Consider the following 19,208-nt stretch of genomic DNA (forward strand, 5'->3'; position numbering starts at 1 on the left):
GGCTACGCGCTGGCTGGCGCTAGTATTCCATATGTTGCAATCCATCGCAATATATGAAACAAATGTTTCATGAGCGGGCATCCGGCAAAACCCTCACCCCTGAACGAACTCTGCAGCGCGCTGCCTTCCCTGCCGCTGCGGCTGCGGGAAGTCGGCCGGTTCGTTGCCGCCAACGACTATGACGCCACCACGCGCTCGATGCGTGATCTCGCGACCGTCGCCGGCGCCGATCCGGCGGCGTTCACGCGACTGGCGAAGGCCCTGGGCTATTCGGGCTGGGACGAACTGCGCTCGGCCCTGACCGAGGCGCGCCGACCCACGGAAGCGTCGCCGTTCTCAGGCCGGGCCAGGGGCCGGCGCCAGGGGCCCAACCCCGAAATTTCACTGGTCTCCGACAAGTTTGAGGCTGAAGCGGCGGGCCTTACCCGTATCTCGCCCGCCGCAGTGGCCGGCGCCGCAAAGGCGGTGCACGCAGCGCGACGAATCTGGATCGCGGGCTTTCGAAGCTGCCGCAGCGTGGCCGAACTGCTCAACTACCAACTCCGGCTGTTCCGGCCCGACGCGGTGCAATTGGTTGGCGGCTCCGGCCCCGAGGATCTCGATCTCGGCGCGTTCCGGCGCGGCGACGCGGTCGTCGTCATCGGCTTCGCGCCATACTCCACGGCGAGCGTAGTGTCTGCGCGCGCGGCGCATCATTCCGGCGCTACCCTGATCGCGATTGCGGACAGGGTTACCGCGCCAATGGCGGAGGGGGCCGAGCACCTGCTGCTGTTCGAGGCCGCTTCATCGCCGGGATTCTTCCCGAGCCTGACCGGCGCGATTGCGATCGCGCAGTCGTTGGCGGCGGCGACCTTCACCCTGGGCGGTCCGGCGGCCAAGCGGCGGCTGGAGGAAACCGAAGCCCGCCTCGCCGCTAGCTCACAATATGTTGCCGAGAGAGACTGACATGAGTATTCGAACCAGCCGTGTGCTGCATCGGAGTTTGCGCGAAACACCCCCTAAGGCCGTCGGCGGTGATGGCGTATGGCTCATTGCCGAGGACGGCCGCCGGATCCTCGACGCTTCCGGCGGTGCGGCCGTTTCCTGTCTCGGGCACCAGCATCCGCGCGTGCTCGAGGCGATATCGCGGCAAGCATCGAAGCTTGCCTATGCTCATACCGGCTTTTTCTCCTCCGAACCGGCCGAAGCGCTGGCGGAGCAACTCGTCGGCCGCGAGCCCGGCGGACTCGGCTACGCGTACTTCGTCAGTGGTGGGTCGGAAGCGGTCGAGGCCAGCATCAAGCTGGCGCGGCAGTATTTCATCGAGATCGGTCAGCCGCAGCGGCAGCACTTCATCGCCCGCCGCCAGAGCTATCACGGCAATACGCTGGGCGCGTTGGCGGCGGGCGGCAACGCCTGGCGCCGCGAGCCTTATGCGCCGTTGCTATCGCAGGCGTTCAGTCATGTGACGCCGGCATTCGCCTATCATGAACAGCGCGACGCTGAATCCGAGGCGGATTTCGTGGCGCGGCTGGCCGCAGAACTGGAAGGGGAATTCCAGCGCCTCGGCCCCGGCACCGTGGCGGCGTTCATCGCCGAACCGGTGGTGGGCGCCACCGCCGGATGCGTGACGGCGCCGGAAGGCTATTTCCGCAGCGTGCGCGATATCTGCAATCGCCACGGCGCGCTGCTGATCTTCGACGAAGTCATGTGCGGCATGGGGCGCACCGGGACGCTGCACGCCTGGGAGCAGGAGGGCATCGCCCCGGATATCCAGGCCATCGCCAAGGGACTCGGCGGCGGCTACCAGCCGATCGGCGCGATGCTCGCGAGCACAGGCATCATCGACACCATTCGCCAGGGTTCGGGCGCCTTCCAGCATGGGCATACTTATCTTGCACATCCGCTCGCCTGCGCGGCGGCGCTGGAAGTGCAGCGAATCATTGCGGAAGAGAAATTGCTCGACAACGTAAGGACGCTCGGCGGTCATCTCGAACGACGCCTGACCGAGCGCTTCGGCAATCACCGGCATGTCGGCGATATCCGCGGGCGGGGCCTGTTTTGGGCGATCGAACTGGTTGCCGATCGCAGCAGCCGCGAATCCTTCGATCCCGGCCTCAAGCTGAACCAGAAGATCAAGGCGGCGGCGTTCGAGAATGGCCTTGGCTGCTACCCGGGCGGCGGGACCGCCGATGGCCGCCGCGGCGATCACGTGATGCTGGCGCCGCCCTATATCGCGACATCGGACGATATCGATGTGATCGTCGATCGGCTTGGTTCTGCCGTGGATAGTGCGTTGAAAAATATTGGTCACTAGAGGAGGAGCAGAATGAAGAGAGTACTCGTTGCCACAGGCTTGCTCGCCGCGTCGTTTTCGGCCGCAACCGCCGGAACGCTCGATACCGTCAAGCAGCGCGGCACGCTGGTGTGCGGCGTCAGCGCAGGCTTTGCCGGATTTTCCGCGCCGGATTCCCAGGGCAATTACAAGGGACTCGACGTCGACTATTGTCGTGCGCTGGCGGCAGGCGTGCTCGGCGACGACAACAAGGTGCGTTACGTTGCGCTCACGGCGCAGAACCGTTTTACGGCCCTGCAATCGGGCGAGATCGACGTGCTCTATCGCAATTCGACGGAGACCTATCTGCGCGGCGTAACGCTCGGCCTGCGGCAGGGGCCGATCAACTTCTATGACGGGCAGGGCTTTGTCGTCAAAAGCGACTCGGGCGTGAAGGATTTGAAGGGCCTCAATGGCGCCACCGTCTGCGTCGCGCAGGGCACCACCCATGAAGTGACGCTCGGCGACTACGGGCGCGCCAACGGGATCGAGTGGAAGCCGCTGGTGTTCGATCGCACCGACACGATGCTGCAGACCTTCTTCGGCGGGCGCTGCGATGCCATGACCCAGGATGCCTCGGCGCTGGCAGGCTCGGTCACGACGGCGGCGCCGAATCCGGCCGACTACACCGTTCTGCCGCAGACCATCAGCAAGGAGCCGCTCGGACCGTTCACGCGCAACGGGGACGAGGTGTGGAGCGATATCATCACCTGGCTGCACTACGGCCTGATCGAGGCTGAGGAGCTCGGCGTCACCGCCGCCAATGCCGACGACATGGCAAAATCCACGACGCCGGCGGTGCAGCGCTTGCTCGGCACCGCCGGTGATCTCGGCTCGCGGCTTGGCCTCGACAACAAATGGATGCTGCAGGCCATCAAGGCGGTCGGCAATTATTCCGAGATTTTCGAGCGCAATGTCGGCAAGGCGAGCCCGCTCAAGCTCGATCGCGGCCTCAACGCGACCTGGACCAAAGGCGGCCTGATGTACGCGATTCCGTTCAAGTAATGCGCGCGACCCGGCAGGGGATGCACCTGCCGCGTCGCGACGGCCCTGTCAGGTTCCGGCGCGGCGCGCTGCGTGCGGCCTCAAGGTGGTTGACGGCGATGCGCTGATCGAACATCAGCTTTCGCTGCAAACCGCATTCTGGCGAGGCTAAACATGGGTAACGACAGCCACACGCTGCGCAGCGACGGCGCCACCGCAGCCGTCTTGGCGCACGGCGCCGAATTATGCTCGCTGAAGAATGGGCAGGGGTGCGAGCTGCTTTGGCAAGCCGGGCCGCAATGGCGGCGTCACGCGCCGTTGCTGTTTCCGATCGTCGGTAAACTGAAGAACGACGAATTGCGCCATCGGGGCAAGACCTTTCCGATGACGCAGCACGGCTTCGCGCGCGATCATCGGTTTGAATGGATCGAACGTGAGCCCGATCGCTGCACGCTGGTGCTGACCGACAGCGCCGTTACGCGCGAGCGTTATCCCTTCGCGTTCCGGCTGGTGATCACCTACGCGCTGCAACACGCCGATCTGGACGTGACGCTCGAAATCGCCAACACCGGCGAGGAGATCTTGCCCGCATCGATCGGCGCGCACCCGGCGTTCAATTGGCCGCTGCTGTCCGGATTGGACAAGCGGGCCTACGCCCTCACTTTCTCCAACGAGGAACCGGCGCCGGTGCGGCGGTTGAAGGACGGCCTGCTGCGATCAGCGCCGGAGCCAACGCCGGTCCACGGCAGGACACTCGCCCTTTCCGAGCGGCTGTTCGACGACGACGCGGTCATTCTGGACCGCGTTGCCAGCACTTCGCTGCGCTATGCCGCCGACCGCGGGCCATCGATCGAAATGTTCTGGGAAGGCTTCCCTGAACTCGGGGTCTGGTCAAAGCCCGATGGCGCGCCGTTCATCTGCATCGAACCTTGGCACGGGATGGCCAGCCCGGCGGATTTCGACGGCGAATTCGCCGACAAGCCCGGGGTTTTGCACCTCGCACCGGGCGAAAGCAAAATTCTGAAATATCGCATGCGTGTCGGCTGATGTGCCGCCCGCCTTTGGCTCACGCTTCGGCGCCGTGAGCCTTCACCAGCGCGATCAACTCGTCCCCGTAATGCTCGAGCTTCTTGTCGCCGATGCCGGCAATGCCGCGAAGTTCGGTCAGCGTCGTCGGGTGGGAGGCCGCAATGCCGTCGATCGTGGAGTCGTGCAGCACGACATAAGCCGGCACGCCGCGCGTGCGTGCGATCTCGGAACGCCATGCCTTGAGCGCAGCGTGCAAAGCGGGATCGGCGGACTTGCCCTGGCCGACGGCGGCCGGCGCCAGATCGCCGCGTCTTGATTTGTCCCGGATGGCGCGGTTGCGTGAACCCGCGGGCTGCTCGCGCAACATCACCTCGGTCTCGCCCTTCAGGACGCCGCGGGCCGAATCTGTCAGCTTCAATGCGCCAAATGCTTCGCTGTCGGCGCGCAGATGGCCCATGGCCACCAGCTGGCGCATCACGGCGCGCCATTGTTTTTCGTTGAGCTCGCGGCCGATGCCGAACACGGACAATTTGTCATGCCCGAACTGCGTGACGCGTTCGGTCATGCGGCCGACCAGAACGTCAATCAGATGCATGGCGCCAAAACGCTGTCCGGTGCGGTAGGCGCAGGACAACAGCTTTTGCGCAACGACCTTGCCGTCGCGCACCACCGGCGGCGACAGGCAATTGTCGCAATTGCCGCAATTGCCGCCGCTGACGGCTTCCCCGAAATAGCCGAGCAGGCGGCTGCGCCGGCAGCCGGCGGTTTCGGCCAGGCCGACCAGCGCGTCGAGCTTGCCGATCGACACGCGCTTGAACGCGTCCGAGCCGGTGGATTCGTCGATCATGCGGCGCTGCTGCACGATGTCGGACAGGCCATACGCCATCCAGGCGCTGGATGGCTTGCCGTCGCGCCCGGCGCGCCCGGTTTCCTGGTAATAGGCCTCGATACTCTTGGGCAAGTCGAGATGCGCGACAAAGCGCACGTCGGGCTTGTCGATGCCCATGCCGAACGCAATGGTGGCGACGATCACGACGCCGTCCTCGTTGATGAAGCGATCCTGGTTGCGGGCGCGCTGGCCGGCATCAAGGCCGGCATGATAGGGCAGTGCCGGCACGCCCGCCTTGGTCAGCGCGGCCGCGGTATCCTCGACCTTGGCGCGGGAGAGGCAGTAGACGATGCCGGCATCGCCGGCATGGCGCTCGCTGATGAAGCTCTTGAGCTGCGTTTGCGCGTTTTGCTTGTCGACGATTTCATAGCGGATATTCGGGCGGTCGAAACTTGCGACGAAGCGTGGCGCGCCGGCCAGCCCGAGCCGGTCGGCGATTTCCTTGCGCGTCAGATCGTCGGCGGTAGCCGTCAGCGCGATGCGCGGTACGTCGGGGAAGCGCTCCGCGATCACCGACAGGCCGATATATTCCGGGCGGAAGTCGTGCCCCCATTGCGACACGCAATGTGCCTCGTCGATCGCAAATAGCGCAATTTTGGCCTGGCCGAGCAAGGCAAGGCAGCGCGGCGTCAACAGCCGCTCCGGCGCGACATAGAGCAGGTCGAGGTCGTCGCCCGCGAGCAGCCGCCGCTCGACCTCGGAGGCCTCCGCGAAAGACAAGGTGGAATTCAGCACCGCCGCGTTGACGCCGGCCTCGAGCAGGCCCGCGACCTGGTCGCGCATCAAGGCGATCAGCGGCGAGACCACGATGCCGCAGCCTTCGCGCAACAGCGCCGGCAGTTGGTAGCACAGCGACTTGCCGCCGCCGGTCGGCATCAGCACCAGGCAGTTGCCGCCCTCGGTGACATGCCGGACGATCTCTTCCTGTGCACCGCGAAAGGCCGGCAGGCCGAACACGGAATTCAGCATGGAGAGTGCGTCGGGAGCTGCTTCGGAGTGGCGTCTGGAGGTGGTGGCATTGGCGGGAGCAGACATGCGAATTTGGTTGTCCGATTAAGCGCTTGGAGGAGCGGCCTGTGACGCCGATCGCCCCAGGTCAAGAATATCATGGCGGGCCAGCAAACGACGATAGCAGGTCTGTTTCTGATTCGGGCTCCACCTATTCACGGCCGGGTCGGCTCCCGCAAATGTGCTCCGGCCGCGGCCTCCGACCCCCTAGCCTGCGCGGTATCAGCCTCCTACAATCGTTCCACCGTTCGAAAAACAAGAATAATCCTTGGGGAGGCGGCTATGCCACGTCGTTCGTTGATTACGGGCGTTGGTTTTCTGGTGATTTTCTCGTGGCTGGCGGGAACGGGCAAATTGCCGGCGCAGACCGGTTCGCCGGCACTATCAGGCAAGGTCACGGCCGGGCAGGACGCGCTGGAAGGCGTTCTGGTCAGCGCCAAACGAAACGGATCGACCATCACCGTCACGGTCGTCAGCGACAAGGACGGCCGCTACAGCTTTCCTGCGGCGAGGCTCGAGCCCGGCCAGTATTCGCTGCGCATTCGCGCCGCCGGCTACGAATTTGACAACGTGGCTTCGGTCGAGGTCGCCGCCGACAAGCCCGCGACTTCCGATCTCACCCTGCACAAGACCGCGGATATCGCCTCGCAGCTGACCAACGCCGAATGGCTCGCGAGCATGCCGGGCACCGATGCGCAGAAGGGGCAATTGCTCAATTGCGTCGGCTGCCACACGCTGGAGCGCCCGTTGCGTTCGAAATACAGCGCCGATGATTTCATGACGATGATCCTGCCGCGCATGCAGGGTTATGTGAACCAGAGCATTCCGCAGCACCCGCAATTGCGGCGCGCCGAGCGGTTGATGGAGGAGCGCGGCGATCAGCGCGTGCAGGTCTACCGGGCCGCGGCCGAATTTCTCGCCAGCATCAATCTCAGTTCGCATCCGCAATGGAATTTCGAACTCAAGACCCTGCCGCGCCCGCGAGGTGCCGCCACCCGCGTCATCTATACCGAATACGATCTGCCGCGCGAGACCATCTCGCCGCATGACGTGATCGTCGATGGCAGTGGCATGGTTTGGTATTCCAGCTTTGGCGAGCAGAATCTGGGCAGGCTCGATCCCAAGACCGGCAAGGTTACGGAGTTTCCGATTCCAGAGCACAAGCCGGGCTTCCCGACCGGCCTGCTTGGCCTGCGCAGCGACCGCGACGGCGATCTGTGGCTCGGCAATATGTACCAGGCGACCATCGTGAAGTTCGATCGCAAAACCGAGGCGTTCAAATTCTGGCCGCTGCAGGGCGATGAAAATATCGACGCCGCCCAAATCAACATGGTCAGCCCGCAAAGCTGCGGCGTCGACGGCAAGGTCTGGACCCAGAACAACGGCTTTGCCGGCGTGCACCGGCTCGATATCGCGACCGGAAAATTCGAGACCTGGGAGCCGTTCAAGGGCGTGCCGGGCCCGCACAATATCTACGACGTGATTCCGGATTCCAAAAACAACGTGTTCTTCACCGACTTCCGCCAGCGCCATATCGGGCGGATCGACGCCAAAACCGGTGAAGTCAAGCTGTACGAGATCCCGACGCCGAATTCGGCGCCCCGCCGTGGCACCATGGATGCGCAGGACCGGCTGTGGTTCGGCGAATATCGCGGCGACCGCATCGGCATGCTCGACACCAAAACCGGGCAATTCAGGGAGTGGCCGGTCGCGCCGCGCTGGTCGTCGCCCTATGACGTCATGTCAGACAAGAACGAAGAGGCCTGGACCGGCTCGATGGTGAGCGATCAGGTCACGCGGCTCAACACCAGGACCGGCGAAGCGATCAACTATCTGTTGCCGCGCAACACCAATATCAGGCGGGTGTACGTCGACAATTCCACCACGCCGGTCACGTTCTGGGCCGGCAGCAACCATGGCGCATCGATCGTCAAGGTCGAGCCGCTGGAATGAGGGAGTCTCAGATTCGAGCCCGGCTCTCGGCCGCCGTTCTTCGCGCGTGCAATAAAATGGAACCTCAATATGGGGTGATCTGCGTCTTGCGGGCGAACGACGGCAGAAGGTTTGTGTTAAAGCATCATCCAACGACAACGAAGACCAGCGGGAGCGCATGACGGGGCCGTCGCGGATCATCGCAAGCGTCATTGTGATCGCGCTGGTCGCCGGCGCGGTGGCGGCCTTTGCGATTGCCTGGCGGCCGGCAATTGCGGCAGTCGATCCACCGGCGCCGCAGGCGTTCGACGCGGCACTCGTGAAGCGGGGCCGCGACCTGGCCGCGATCGGCAATTGCAGCGATTGCCACACGGTCCGCGGGGCCAGGAATTTCGCCGGCGGGCTGCCGGTGCCGACGCCGTTCGGAACCATCTTCTCTTCCAACATCACACCGGATGCCGAGACCGGGATCGGGCGATGGTCGGAAACAGCCTTCCGCCGCGCCATGCGTTCCGGCGTCAATCGCGAAGGCCAGCATCTCTATCCGACATTCCCCTATGACCATTTCACCAATGTCTCCGACGAGGATGACCGGGCGATCTACGCCTTCTTGATGACGCGGCAACCGGTGCATGCGCCGGCGCGCGCGAACCAGCTTTCCTTTCCGCTCGACCAGCGGCCCGTCATTGCCGGCTGGAAGTTGCTGTTTCTGCGCCGCGACACCTATCAGCCCGACAACACAAAGAGCGCGGAATGGAATCGTGGCGCCTATCTGGTCGCGGGACTGGCGCATTGCGGCGCCTGCCACACGCCGCGCAATGCGCTGGGCGCAGAACGCGTGAGCGCGCAATTTGCCGGCGGCGACGTCGACAATTGGCACGCCTATGCGATCAACGACAAATCCCGTTCACCGGTGCCGTGGGATGCCGACGCTCTCTATGCCTATTTGCGTAACGGCTGGCATCCCGATCACGGCACGGCGCGCGGCCCGATGGCGGAGGTCGTCGCCAACCTGTCGCAGGTCGCGGACAGCGATGTCCGCGCCATCGCGGTCTACATGGCCGAGATTTCCGGTGCGCCGACGCCGGATCGCAAGCGCCAGGGCGAGGCCGCGCTGGCGCAAGCCAAATCACCACCCGCGCAGGCTTCGCAAGCGAACCCCGCCGGGGCGTCGATCTATGCCGCGGCCTGCGCCGCGTGCCATGAGACAGGCAGGCCGCTGCCCTATGGCGGGGTCAATCTGGGGCTCTCGACCGCGATCTCAGGTCCCGATCCGCGCAATCTCGTCAATATCCTGCTGTCGGGCGTTCGCGCCGTGGAGGGCGAACGTAGTCCGATCATGCCGGGCTTTGCCGCCAGCATGAACGATACGCAGATGGTGGGCTTGCTGAATTATCTGCGGGCGCGGTTCAGCAACCAACCGGCATGGACCGGTGTTGAAAAGACCATTGCCGACGCACGCCGCACCGAAACCGTCCTTCTCCAGACCTCGGCAGGACCGCGCAACGCGCCCGCCGATCCCACGCAGCGAGACAAGCCATGATGACATTGAAGGTCAACGGCCACGATCATCAGGTCGATGCGGATCCGGATACGCCGCTGCTCTATGTGCTGCGCGACGACATCAAGCTCAATGCCGCCAAATTCGGTTGCGGGCTTGGCCAGTGTGGCGCGTGCACGGTGATCGTGGACGGCAAGGCCGTGCTCTCCTGCGTGACGCCGCTGGTTCTATTGGAAGGCAAGCAGGTGACGACGCTCGAGGGGCTCGGGACCATTGGCGCGCCGGCGCCGATCCAGCGCGCCTTCATGGAAGAGCAGGCAGCGCAATGCGGCTACTGCATCGCCGGCATGATGATGCGGGCGCAGGCGCTGCTGCAGCGGAATTCCAAGCCGACCGATGAGCAGATCCGCGCCGAGCTGGAGCCGCATCTGTGCCGGTGCGGCACCCATATGCGCATCCTGCGCGCGGTGCACCGCGCCGCCCGGCTGATGGACACGGCAGATGCAGCTTCAACCGGGAGGAGCGCGCCATGAACGCCCCCGTGATTCTCGATCGCCGCCGCGTGCTCGCGGGCGGCGGCGCGCTGATCGTCAGCTTCTCGCTCACGAGCGCCTTTGCGCAGGATCAGGCGCCGGGCGCCGCGCCGACGCCAAAACCCTCCGGCAGCCTTGCAACGACGCCGTATCTCGATTCCTGGATCCGGATCGACGCCGACGGCAGCATCACGGTATTCACCGGCAAGGCCGAACTTGGCCAGGGTCTCAAGACCGCATTGCAACAGATCGCCGCCGAAGAACTCGACGTTGCCTTCGAATCCCTGAAGGTCGTTACGGCCGACACGCGCCTCACCGCCAACGAAGGCTACACTGCCGGCAGCAACTCCATGAAGGACAGCGGCACAGCGATCCAGAATGCCGCCGCGCAGGTGCGCGAGCTTCTGGTTGCGGAGGCCGCCAGGCGGCTGGGCCAACCGGCCGAAGGGCTGCGGACCGAGACCGGCGCGGTGATCTCGGCGAATGGCAAGCGTCTCACCTATGGCGAACTGGTCGCGGCCGACATGCTGCATGTGCAGGCGCAGCCGAAATCGAAGCTGAAGGATTCTGCGACGTTCAAGGTGATGGGCCAATCCATACCGCGCGTCGATATCCCGGCAAAGGTCACTGGTGGCGCAGCCTATGTCCAGGACATGCGGATACCGGGCATGGTGCATGCCCGCATCGTTCGGCCGCCGAGCTATGGCGCGCAACTGACGGAGTGCGATACGGCGGCGGTCAAAAAGCTGCCCGGCGTCGTCAAAGTCGTGCGCGACGGCAATTTCCTCGCCGTCGTTGCGGAAAAGGAATTCCAGTCGATCAAGGCGATGAACGCGCTCTCGGCCGCGGCGAAATGGAAGGAGACGGCAAGCCTGCCGAAGCAGGACGATCTGCTCAAGGTCCTGACCAGCTTGCGGTCGCAGGATTCCACCATCTTCGAGCACAGCAATCCCGCCGTCACCGGCCGGAAGACGATCGAGGCCACCTACACGCGGCCCTATCAGTCCCATGGGTCGATCGGGCCGTCCTGCGCGGTCGCGCAATTCACGGATGGCGCGATGACGGTGTGGACGCATACCCAGGGTGTCTATCCCGACCGCCAGGGCATTGCGGAAATGCTGCGCATGCCGCCGGCGAGCGTCCGCCTGATCCATGTCGAGGGCTCCGGCTGTTACGGGCACAACGGTGCCGACGACGCCGCGGCGGATGCGGCGCTGATCGCGCGTGCGCTGCCCGGCAGGCCCGTTCGCGTGCAGTGGATGCGCGAGCAGGAACACGCTTGGGAGCCCTATGGTCCGGCAATGGTGACGAAATTGAAGGCCTCGCTCGATGGCAACGGCAAGATCGCCGACTGGAGTTTCGAAGTTTTCAGCAACACCCATTCGATGCGGCCCGGCGGCGCCGGCTCGATGCTGGCCGCGCAGCATATGGCGCAGCCCTTTGCGGTGCCGGAGCCGAAACCGCTCCCGTTGCCGGACGGCGGCGGCGACCGCAACGCTATCCCGTTCTACAATTTTCCGAATGCGCGCGTCGTGCATCACTTCATTCCCGAGATGCCGTTGCGGATTTCGGCGATGCGCGCGCTCGGCGCCTACCACAATGTATTCTCGATCGAGAGCTTTATGGACGAACTCGCCACGCTCGCCGGTACCGACCCGGTCGAATTCAGGCTGAAGCATCTCGACGACCAGCGTGGCCGTGACGTGATCGAGAAGGCCGCGCAAGGTTTTGGATGGAAAGCCGGTCAGACGCCGCCGCTGGATCGCGGCTATGGCTTTGCCTTTGCGCGCTACAAGAACCATGCGGCCTATTGCGCTATCGCCTCCGAGGTCGAAGTCAACCGTGAAACCGGCCGTCCACGGCTGGTGCGTGCGGTGGCCGCCGTCGACAGCGGCCAGGTGATCAATCCGGACGGGCTGATCAACCAGATCGAAGGCGCGATCGTGCAGTCGATGAGCTGGACGCTGTATGAAAGCGTGACCTTCGACGCGACGCGGATCACCAGCATCGACTGGCAGACCTATCCGATCCTGCGTTTCAACGCCGTGCCTGACAGTATCGAGGTCCACATCATCAACCGGCCCGGCCAGCCCTTCCTCGGTAGCGGCGAGACCGGGCAGGGGCCGGCGGCGGCATCGATCGCCAACGCCATCGCCAATGTTACGGGAAAAAGGCTGCGAGACCTGCCGCTGACGCGAAAACGCATTAAGGATGCGATCGATGCGTGAGGCGCTCTACTGATACGTCGCAACGATGTCCGACACCGCGCGCTCGAGCTGCTGCGCGGTGGCGCACTGGCGCACGACGGTACAGAAGGTCGAATAGCGCGGCATTTCGGAATCGCCCCAGCCCCAGGCCATGCGGCCTTCGGGGTTGAGCCATACCAGCCGCTTCGACCGTTCGCCGATGCGGCGCAGAATATCCGCACGCGGATCGAGATTGTTGCTGCGGGCGTCGCCGAGCACGATCACGGTGGTCTGCGGCGTCACCGCGCTCATCCATTGCTTTTCGAAATCGGCGAGCGAGCCGCCGTAGTCGGACGAGCCGAACCCGACCTTGGCCATGATCTCGGCCATCGCCTCTTCCGGCGATTTGGCTTCCAGGATGTCGCTGACCTCGATCAGGTGCCCGGAAAAGGCGAATGAGCGAACGTCGGAAACGACTTCATGCAGGCTGTGGATCAGCAGCAGGAAGAAATCCGAAACCCGCGCCACCGAACCCGAGACGTCGCAGAGGGCAACGATCTTCGGCTTGTCGCGATGCTTGCGCTTCCAGGCGGTGAGGAAAGGAACGCTGCCCCACGCGGCGTTACGGCGCAAGGTCCGGCGCACATCGAGATGGCCGCGGCGCTGGCGCTTGCGCGGCTTGCTGTAGCGCTCGCGCAGGCGGCGTGCGATCTGGCGAATCAGATACCGCATCTGCTCGACTTGCCGCGGCTCGATCCGGGAAAGCGGCGCGTTCCGCAGGATCTCGTTGCGCAAATTCTCGGCTTCCTCGCGTCCGTACAGCATCAGCGCCTGCGAGACGGCCTCGCGAACGGTGTCGCGCAACCCGTCGAGGGCCGCGGCCAGTCGTTCTGCCAGGGCCGGGTTTGTCGCGGTCAGATCATCGAGGTCGTCGCGAAGCCGCTGGATGCCCATCGCATCGAGGATGCGGCCCGAAAATATCCCGCGCTGGGTGAAGTAGCGGATGTCGGACAGGGAGGCCGCGCTCGATGCGTTCGCGATCGCGGCGGCAATCTCGTTGCGATCCTGCGCCAGCAGCATCTGCGCGAGCGGGCCGAGATTCTGTACCGCATCGCCACCGCCGCCGGCGTCGCTGTCCGAACGGGATTCAGTCGTTTCAGCGCCGGATTCCGAATCGTCTGCATCGCCGTCGTCGGGCGCCGCCTGCGACGGCTCCGGCTGATCGAAGAACAGGTCGAAGCAATCGCCCAGCGCCTTCTTCTCGTCCTGGGTCTTGGCGAGCGTCAGCAGAAAGGTATCGCGCAGGATCGTTCGATCGGAAAAGCCGACCTTCGCCACCGCCCGCATCGCATCGATGCTTTCGGCCGGCGAGAGCCGTACGCCCGCCCCCCGCGCCGCACGAAAGAAGCGATGCAGGTTCTCTCTCATCCTCTGTTACCCGAAGACGCCCTGGCGCGAGGCCTTGGCGATGAACGTGCTGACCTGAGGCTGTGCGGCCTCGATATCCGCCTCGTATTTCAACAGTACGTTCAGCGTGTCCTTGACCATTTCGTGGCCAAGTTCGGTCGCCTGCAGCAGCACCAGCACGCGCGCCCAGTCGATGGTCTCGCTCACCGACGGCAGCTTCTTCAGGTCCAGCGTGCGGATCTCGTGGATGAACCCGACCATCTGCTTGCGCAGCGTCTGGGAAATGCCGGGAACGCGGCTTTCGACGATGCGCTCCTCGAGCTTCTGCTCGGGGAAACCGATGTGGAGGTGGAGGCAGCGCCGCTTCAGCGCGTCGCCAAGATCGCGCTCGCTGTTCGAGGTCAGGATCACGGTCGGCGGTGCCACGGCGACAATCGTTCCAAGTTCGGGAATGGTGACCTGGAAATCGCTGAGGATCTCGAGCAATAGCGATTCGAACTCGGCATCCGACTTGTCGATTTCGTCGATCAGGAGCACGCAGCCCGCTGGCTGTTCCAGCGCCTGCAGCAGCGGCCGCGGTTCGACGAATTCCTTGGAGAAGAACACGTCGCCGAAATCGTGCAGCTGATCCAATGCGGCATGCAGCGTCGCGGCGCCGCCGAGCACTTCGCCGAGCTTGTCCTTCAGGATCTGGGTGTACAAAAGCTGCTTGGCGTATTTCCACTCATAGAGCGCCTTGGCCTCGTCCAGCCCCTCATAGCATTGCAGGCGGATCATCTTCAGCCCGCGCCAGGCCGCGATCGCTTTCGCAAGCTCGGTCTTGCCGACGCCTGCGGGGCCTTCGACAAGGATCGGCTTCTCGATCTGCTGCGCGAGATAGACCGCGGTCGCGATCTGCCGGCTCGCAATGTAGCCTTGCGCCGCGAGGCCGCTTTCCACTGCCTCGATCGAGGCCGAAGGCCGATGTTCAGCCACGAGTTCAACTCCGGATGTTGCAGAATTCAGCCATGTTCTGCCTGCGTTCCCGGCAAAGAACAAGCCAAGTTTCAGCTGTCGGAGCGACAGGGTTCCGGCATTTTCCGCAGAGCGCAATACCGGCCCGGTGCGCTTGCCGGGCCCGGGGAAGCGGCTGCTGGAAAATCGACCTGTTAGTTCGCGCAGGTCTGCATGAAATCCTTGCGCTGCGGGCCCACGACCTTCTGGTCGATTGCCTGCTTGAGGCAGTCGAGACGTGCCTGCGCCATGCAGAGCTGTATCTGGTCCTGACGGTCCTGCCCTTTCAGCGCCTGGGACGCGGTTTGGCACGCCATTCGTTTCCCGCTGGGTACCGGCACCGCGGCTGCGGAATTGGCTTGTACCGGAGCAGCCGGCGCAGGAGCTGGTGCTGTCGCAGACTGCGCAAATGCCGCGACCGAAAATACGATCGAGCCGGCGGAAATAATGGCGATGACGGGAAGTCTCATGGCGTTCTCCTGTTGGAAGCCGAAGCTGGGTCTTGCTGTCTGAATGGGCCGTGAATACCCGAATGGAACCAAACTTACGTCAGCACCAGCCCGGTCGCGGCTTCGAGCTCGCCGATGGCGTGCGCGGCGTTGAGCACCTTGATCGTGGTCATGCCCATATCGCGCGCCGGCTTCAGATTGACGCCGAGGTCGTCGAGATAGACGCAACGCTTCGGGTTCACCTTCAGCGTCTCGACCATCATCCGATAGATGCGCGGGTCGGGCTTGCGCAGGCCGATCTTTGCGGATTCGATCACATGATCGAACAGCACCATGACTTCGGCGACATAGAGCGACCGGCCGCTCCGGCTGCCGATGGCATTGGCGGGAAGATTGTTGGTGATGCAGCCGGTCTTGAATTTGACCTTCACGCGCTTGAGCGCTTCGACCATTTCGGGCCGCAGATCGCCCGACAGCAGCGGCAACACATCCTTGCCGCGAACCTCCGCGCCCAGCGCCCGCGATTCGGTTGCGAACAAGGCGTCGAACGCCTCGATATCGACCTCGGCGCGCTCGAACTTGGCCCAGGCATTTTCCAGATGATTGGCGGCATTGGTGCGCCGGATGATGTCGGCGGGCAGCCCGCGCTCGCTCTCGAACCGCGCAAACGCCTCGAATGGCGAGGTCGTCAACACGCCGCCGAAATCCCAGATCACCGCTTCGATCATGCTTACCCACCCATGGCCTGTACGCCCGGGAGCGGCTAACACGGAATGCTGATCGGGACCAGTCTGAACCGCGGCTTGGCGGGGCCTGCCGCAACGGCTATTTCTGCGCGATGAAATTCTCGATTCCAGTGATCACAGGCCTGCTGCTGGCCGCCGCGCCTGCCCACGCCATCGTCGGCGGCGGCGCGCCGTCGGCCGAGGGCGTCGGCCGTTCCGTCGTCACCATCGTCGGCTCACGCGGTAATTTCTGCACCGGCGCGCTCATTGCGCCGAAACTGGTGCTGACAGCGGCGCATTGCGTGCAGCCCGGCGCCGATTACAAGATCGTAGAATATGCCGCGGACAAGCCGCCGCAATTGCAGGACGTCAGAACCGTCGCGGTTCACCCCGCCTTCAACATCCAGGCGATGCTGGCTCACCGCGCGACTGCCGACGTCGCGCTGCTGCAACTGGCTGAACCCGCCAAAGGGAAGACCCCGTCGGCGCTCGGCATGCCCAACATTCCCATCGTGATCGGTGGCCGCTTTACGATCGCCGGCATCGGTGTGACCGTTCGCGGTGACGGCAAGAGCGGCGGCACCATCCGCGTGGCGGGGCTTGTCGCGACCGGCAAGCCGGGAACGCTGCAGATTCGGCTGGTCGATCCGGTGGGGCAGGGCATGCGCGACGGGATGAGCGCCTGCACCGGCGATTCCGGTGGACCGGTGTTCGAGGACAAACAGGCCGGCCCTGCCATCATCGGCGTCATCAGCTGGTCGACCGGGCCGAACGGCTCAGCCGGCTGCGGCGGCATGACGGGGGTCACGCCGCTGACGCTGTACCGCGACTGGATTTTGCGGACCGCGCGGCAGTGGGGCGCGGGGCTTTAGGCCGTCATTGCCGGGCATAGTAGTCTGCCCTGCGCAGACTACGTAAACTTGTCTGCGCTCCCGGCAATCCATCCGTTTCGAAGGACTTTTTTCCAGATTGATGCGCGGGTGAAGCCCGCGCATCACGAGTTTGGGGATGGCGGCCGCTGCATCTCAATGCCCCGCCGCCTTGTTCGCCGCGGCATTGTTGAGCACGATCAACCCATCCACGGCGACGCCGAGCTTGCTGTTGATCAGGAACGGATTGACGTCGATCGACGCAATCCGGTTTCCCGCGTCGGCCATCAGATTGGACAGGCCGACCAGCGCCTTGACGGCGGACGCCTCGTGCAGCGCCGGCTTGCCGCGATATCCCTTGATCTTCACGCCGGCCTTGGTCTTGTGGATCAGTTGTTTCGCCTCGTCAGCGTCGAGCGGTGCGCCTGCCAGTGCAACATCCTTCATCAGCTCGATATCGACGCCGCCGGTGCCGAACAGCACCACGGGGCCCATTTCGGCATCGAGCGAGGCACCGACCACCAGTTCGAGATCGGCCTTGACCTGCTGCGCGATCAAGATGCCTTCGAGTTTCGGCTTGTTCTTGAGTTTTTTCACCCGCGCGGTGATGTCGTTGAACGCCTTCTTCACGTCAGCGGCGCTGTTGATGTTCAGCACCACGCCGCCGATGTCCGACTTGTGCAGGATCTCGGCGCTGACCACTTTTGCCACCACGGGAAAGCCGATTTTCTTGGCGATCTTCACCGCTTCCGCGGCGGTCTGCGCGATCTCTTCCTTTGAAACCGGAATGCCATAAGCCTTGAGCAGCTTTTTCGAGGCGACCTCGTCGAGCGCCGCCGCGCCATTGGCGCTCTTGAGCATCTTCTCCAGCATGGCCCGCGCGGGAGCCTTCGAACTCGACGCGATCTCCGGTACTACCTTGCGCAGCGAAGCATAGTCGATCAGCGACTTGATCGCGCCCACCGCGCGATCGAGCCCCTGCATGACCGCGATGTTCGGCAGCGACTTGCGCAAGCCCTTGGTGAATTCGGTAAAGCCGATCGACATCGTGCTGATGTATACCACGGGCTTGGAGGCCGCGCCGGCCATGTCGTTGACGATGCGCAAATTGCGTTCGCGCAGTTCATGCGGCGCCTTCGGCAGTTCCGCGTCGATGATGACGATGTCGGTGTCGGGATCGTCGATCATGACCTTGATCGACTGCATGTAGACGGAGGGATCGACGACCGCGGCAAAGCCGGCGTCGAGCGGATTGCCGACGATGCTGCCGGGGCCGAGCATCTTTGCCAGCTTTTCGGTAGCGCTGGCGCTCAGCGGCGCAAAATTCAGGCCGGCCGAATGGAAGGCGTCGATCAGAAGGCCGCGCTTGCCGCCCGACAGCGACACCGCGGCGAGGCGGTTGCTCTTCGGCGGATCGGCGTGAACGAAACATTCGGTGGTCTCGATCAGCTCATCCAGTCCGCGCACGCGGACCACGCCTTCGCGCGTCGAGATCGCGTCAAAAGTTTCGATCGAGCCGGCGAGCGCGCCGGTATGCGCCATCGCTGCAGCGCGGCCGCCCTCGGAGGCGCCGAGTTTCAGTGCGATGACGGGTTTGCCCGCCGCCCGCGCGGCCTTGCAGGCCTCGCGAAACACCTTCGTGTTCCGCACGCCTTCGAGATAGACCACGATGACGCGGACGGAGGGATCGGCCGCGAAATAGGCTATCAGGTCGGGCGTCTCCAGCCCGGTCTCGTTGCCGGTCGTGACCATATAGCCGACGCCGACGCCGCGATCCTCCAGCGCCTGGCGGATCGCCATCACGATCGCGCCGGATTGTCCGGCGATCGCCACCGGCCCGGCTTCCATGGTGACGATGCGGTCGTCGATATTGGTGAACAGCTTTTCGCCCGCGCTCAAATTGCCGAGGCAGTTCGGGCCGGTCACGGCAAGGCCGGTCTCCCGCACCGCCCGCTGCAATTCGACCGCCAGCTGCTGGCTTTCCTCATCCTGCAATTCGCTGAAGCCCGAAGTGACGATGGTGGCGGAGCGGGCGCCCGCAGCGGCAGCATCGCGGATCACCTGCACGGCGAAACGCGCCGGCACCAGCACCAGCACGTGATCGGGCTTGTCCGGCAGGCTGGCGAAATCCTTGTAGCAGGGCACGCCCCAGATTGTTTCGCGCTTGGCGTTAACGGGATAGAGGCCGCCCGCGTATTGGTATTTGATCAGGTTGTTCCAGATGCGCTCGGCATAGTTGCCGGGCTTGTCGGTTGCACCGACCAGCACGATGTTGCGCGGGTGCAGCATCGCATGGATGCGTTTGACGATGTCGCTGGCGTCGGACGATGGCGACCATTTTTCGGCCGAGTGAGACGCGGTGCTTGCCGGAGCTTCCATGGAGTTGACC

Annotated in this window: 15 protein-coding genes; 9 read left to right on the forward strand and 6 right to left on the reverse strand. The window is 64.2% G+C overall.

Translation table 11 applies throughout. The features are described from left to right. Nucleotides 1-69 precede the first annotated feature (69 nt). The 4 genes from V1289_RS23385 (at nucleotide 70) to V1289_RS23400 (ending at nucleotide 4,345) form a co-directional block, all read left to right on the forward strand. Entirely contained in the window at nucleotides 70-945 is an 876-nt protein-coding gene (locus tag V1289_RS23385) for a MurR/RpiR family transcriptional regulator (protein ID WP_334399167.1), read from the forward strand. 1 nt (nucleotide 946) lies between these two features. Continuing rightward, a complete protein-coding gene (locus V1289_RS23390; RefSeq protein WP_334399169.1) occupies nucleotides 947-2,296 on the forward strand; it encodes an aspartate aminotransferase family protein in 1,350 nt (449 codons plus the stop codon). Between the two features lie 12 nt (nucleotides 2,297-2,308). Further along, complete coding sequence (locus V1289_RS23395; RefSeq protein ID WP_334399171.1) at nucleotides 2,309-3,319, forward strand: amino acid ABC transporter substrate-binding protein; 1,011 nt, start codon at nucleotides 2,309-2,311, stop codon at nucleotides 3,317-3,319. 153 nt (nucleotides 3,320-3,472) lie between these two features. Beyond that, a complete protein-coding gene (locus V1289_RS23400; RefSeq protein WP_334399173.1) occupies nucleotides 3,473-4,345 on the forward strand; it encodes an aldose 1-epimerase family protein in 873 nt (290 codons plus the stop codon). A 19-nt stretch (nucleotides 4,346-4,364) separates the two neighbouring features. Here the strand turns inward: V1289_RS23400 and recQ are convergent, their stop codons facing one another. Then, the gene (gene recQ / locus V1289_RS23405) at nucleotides 4,365-6,251 is read right to left on the reverse strand and encodes a DNA helicase RecQ (RefSeq protein WP_334399175.1); all 1,887 of its coding nucleotides are present in this window, start codon (nucleotides 6,249-6,251) and stop codon (nucleotides 4,365-4,367) included. 255 nt (nucleotides 6,252-6,506) lie between these two features. Between recQ and V1289_RS23410 the strand changes: the two genes are divergently transcribed. From V1289_RS23410 to V1289_RS23425, 4 genes are all read left to right on the forward strand, one after another. Then, nucleotides 6,507-8,177 (forward strand): virginiamycin B lyase family protein, encoded by a 1,671-nt coding sequence (locus V1289_RS23410; RefSeq protein WP_334399177.1) that lies wholly within the window; start codon nucleotides 6,507-6,509, stop codon nucleotides 8,175-8,177. A 157-nt stretch (nucleotides 8,178-8,334) separates the two neighbouring features. Then, nucleotides 8,335-9,699: a cytochrome c gene (locus V1289_RS23415; protein WP_334399179.1), complete on the forward strand. Its 1,365-nt coding sequence runs from the start codon at nucleotides 8,335-8,337 to the stop codon at nucleotides 9,697-9,699. After that, nucleotides 9,696-10,190, forward strand: coding sequence for a (2Fe-2S)-binding protein (locus tag V1289_RS23420; protein WP_074271659.1), 495 nt, complete (start codon nucleotides 9,696-9,698; stop codon nucleotides 10,188-10,190). The genes V1289_RS23415 and V1289_RS23420 overlap by 4 nt, the downstream gene beginning before the upstream one ends. Beyond that, nucleotides 10,187-12,418 (forward strand): xanthine dehydrogenase family protein molybdopterin-binding subunit, encoded by a 2,232-nt coding sequence (locus tag V1289_RS23425; RefSeq protein ID WP_334399182.1) that lies wholly within the window; start codon nucleotides 10,187-10,189, stop codon nucleotides 12,416-12,418. Before V1289_RS23420 ends, V1289_RS23425 begins: the two co-directional genes overlap by 4 nt. Nucleotides 12,419-12,424: 6 nt before the next feature. Here V1289_RS23425 and V1289_RS23430 read toward each other — a convergent pair whose 3' ends face one another. From V1289_RS23430 to V1289_RS23445, 4 genes are all read right to left on the reverse strand, one after another. After that, nucleotides 12,425-13,804 (reverse strand): vWA domain-containing protein, encoded by a 1,380-nt coding sequence (locus V1289_RS23430; RefSeq protein WP_334399184.1) that lies wholly within the window; start codon nucleotides 13,802-13,804, stop codon nucleotides 12,425-12,427. A 6-nt stretch (nucleotides 13,805-13,810) separates the two neighbouring features. Then, complete coding sequence (locus tag V1289_RS23435; RefSeq protein WP_334399185.1) at nucleotides 13,811-14,758, reverse strand: AAA family ATPase; 948 nt, start codon at nucleotides 14,756-14,758, stop codon at nucleotides 13,811-13,813. Between the two features lie 173 nt (nucleotides 14,759-14,931). Next, the gene (locus tag V1289_RS23440; RefSeq protein ID WP_334399186.1) at nucleotides 14,932-15,246 is read right to left on the reverse strand and encodes a hypothetical protein; all 315 of its coding nucleotides are present in this window, start codon (nucleotides 15,244-15,246) and stop codon (nucleotides 14,932-14,934) included. Between the two features lie 74 nt (nucleotides 15,247-15,320). After that, nucleotides 15,321-15,953 carry an HAD-IA family hydrolase gene (locus V1289_RS23445; RefSeq protein ID WP_334399187.1) on the reverse strand — a complete coding sequence of 211 codons (633 nt, stop codon included), beginning with the start codon at nucleotides 15,951-15,953 and terminating at the stop codon, nucleotides 15,321-15,323. Nucleotides 15,954-16,063: 110 nt separating this feature from the next. Here V1289_RS23445 and V1289_RS23450 point away from each other — a divergent pair, with 110 nt between their 5' ends. Next, nucleotides 16,064-16,822, forward strand: coding sequence for a S1 family peptidase (locus V1289_RS23450; protein WP_334399189.1), 759 nt, complete (start codon nucleotides 16,064-16,066; stop codon nucleotides 16,820-16,822). 153 nt (nucleotides 16,823-16,975) lie between these two features. Here the strand turns inward: V1289_RS23450 and V1289_RS23455 are convergent, their stop codons facing one another. After that, nucleotides 16,976-19,198 carry an acetate--CoA ligase family protein gene (locus tag V1289_RS23455; RefSeq protein WP_334399191.1) on the reverse strand — a complete coding sequence of 741 codons (2,223 nt, stop codon included), beginning with the start codon at nucleotides 19,196-19,198 and terminating at the stop codon, nucleotides 16,976-16,978. Nucleotides 19,199-19,208 lie beyond the last annotated feature (10 nt).

The organism is Bradyrhizobium sp. AZCC 2289 (genome assembly GCF_036924615.1).
Classification (GTDB): domain Bacteria; phylum Pseudomonadota; class Alphaproteobacteria; order Rhizobiales; family Xanthobacteraceae; genus Bradyrhizobium.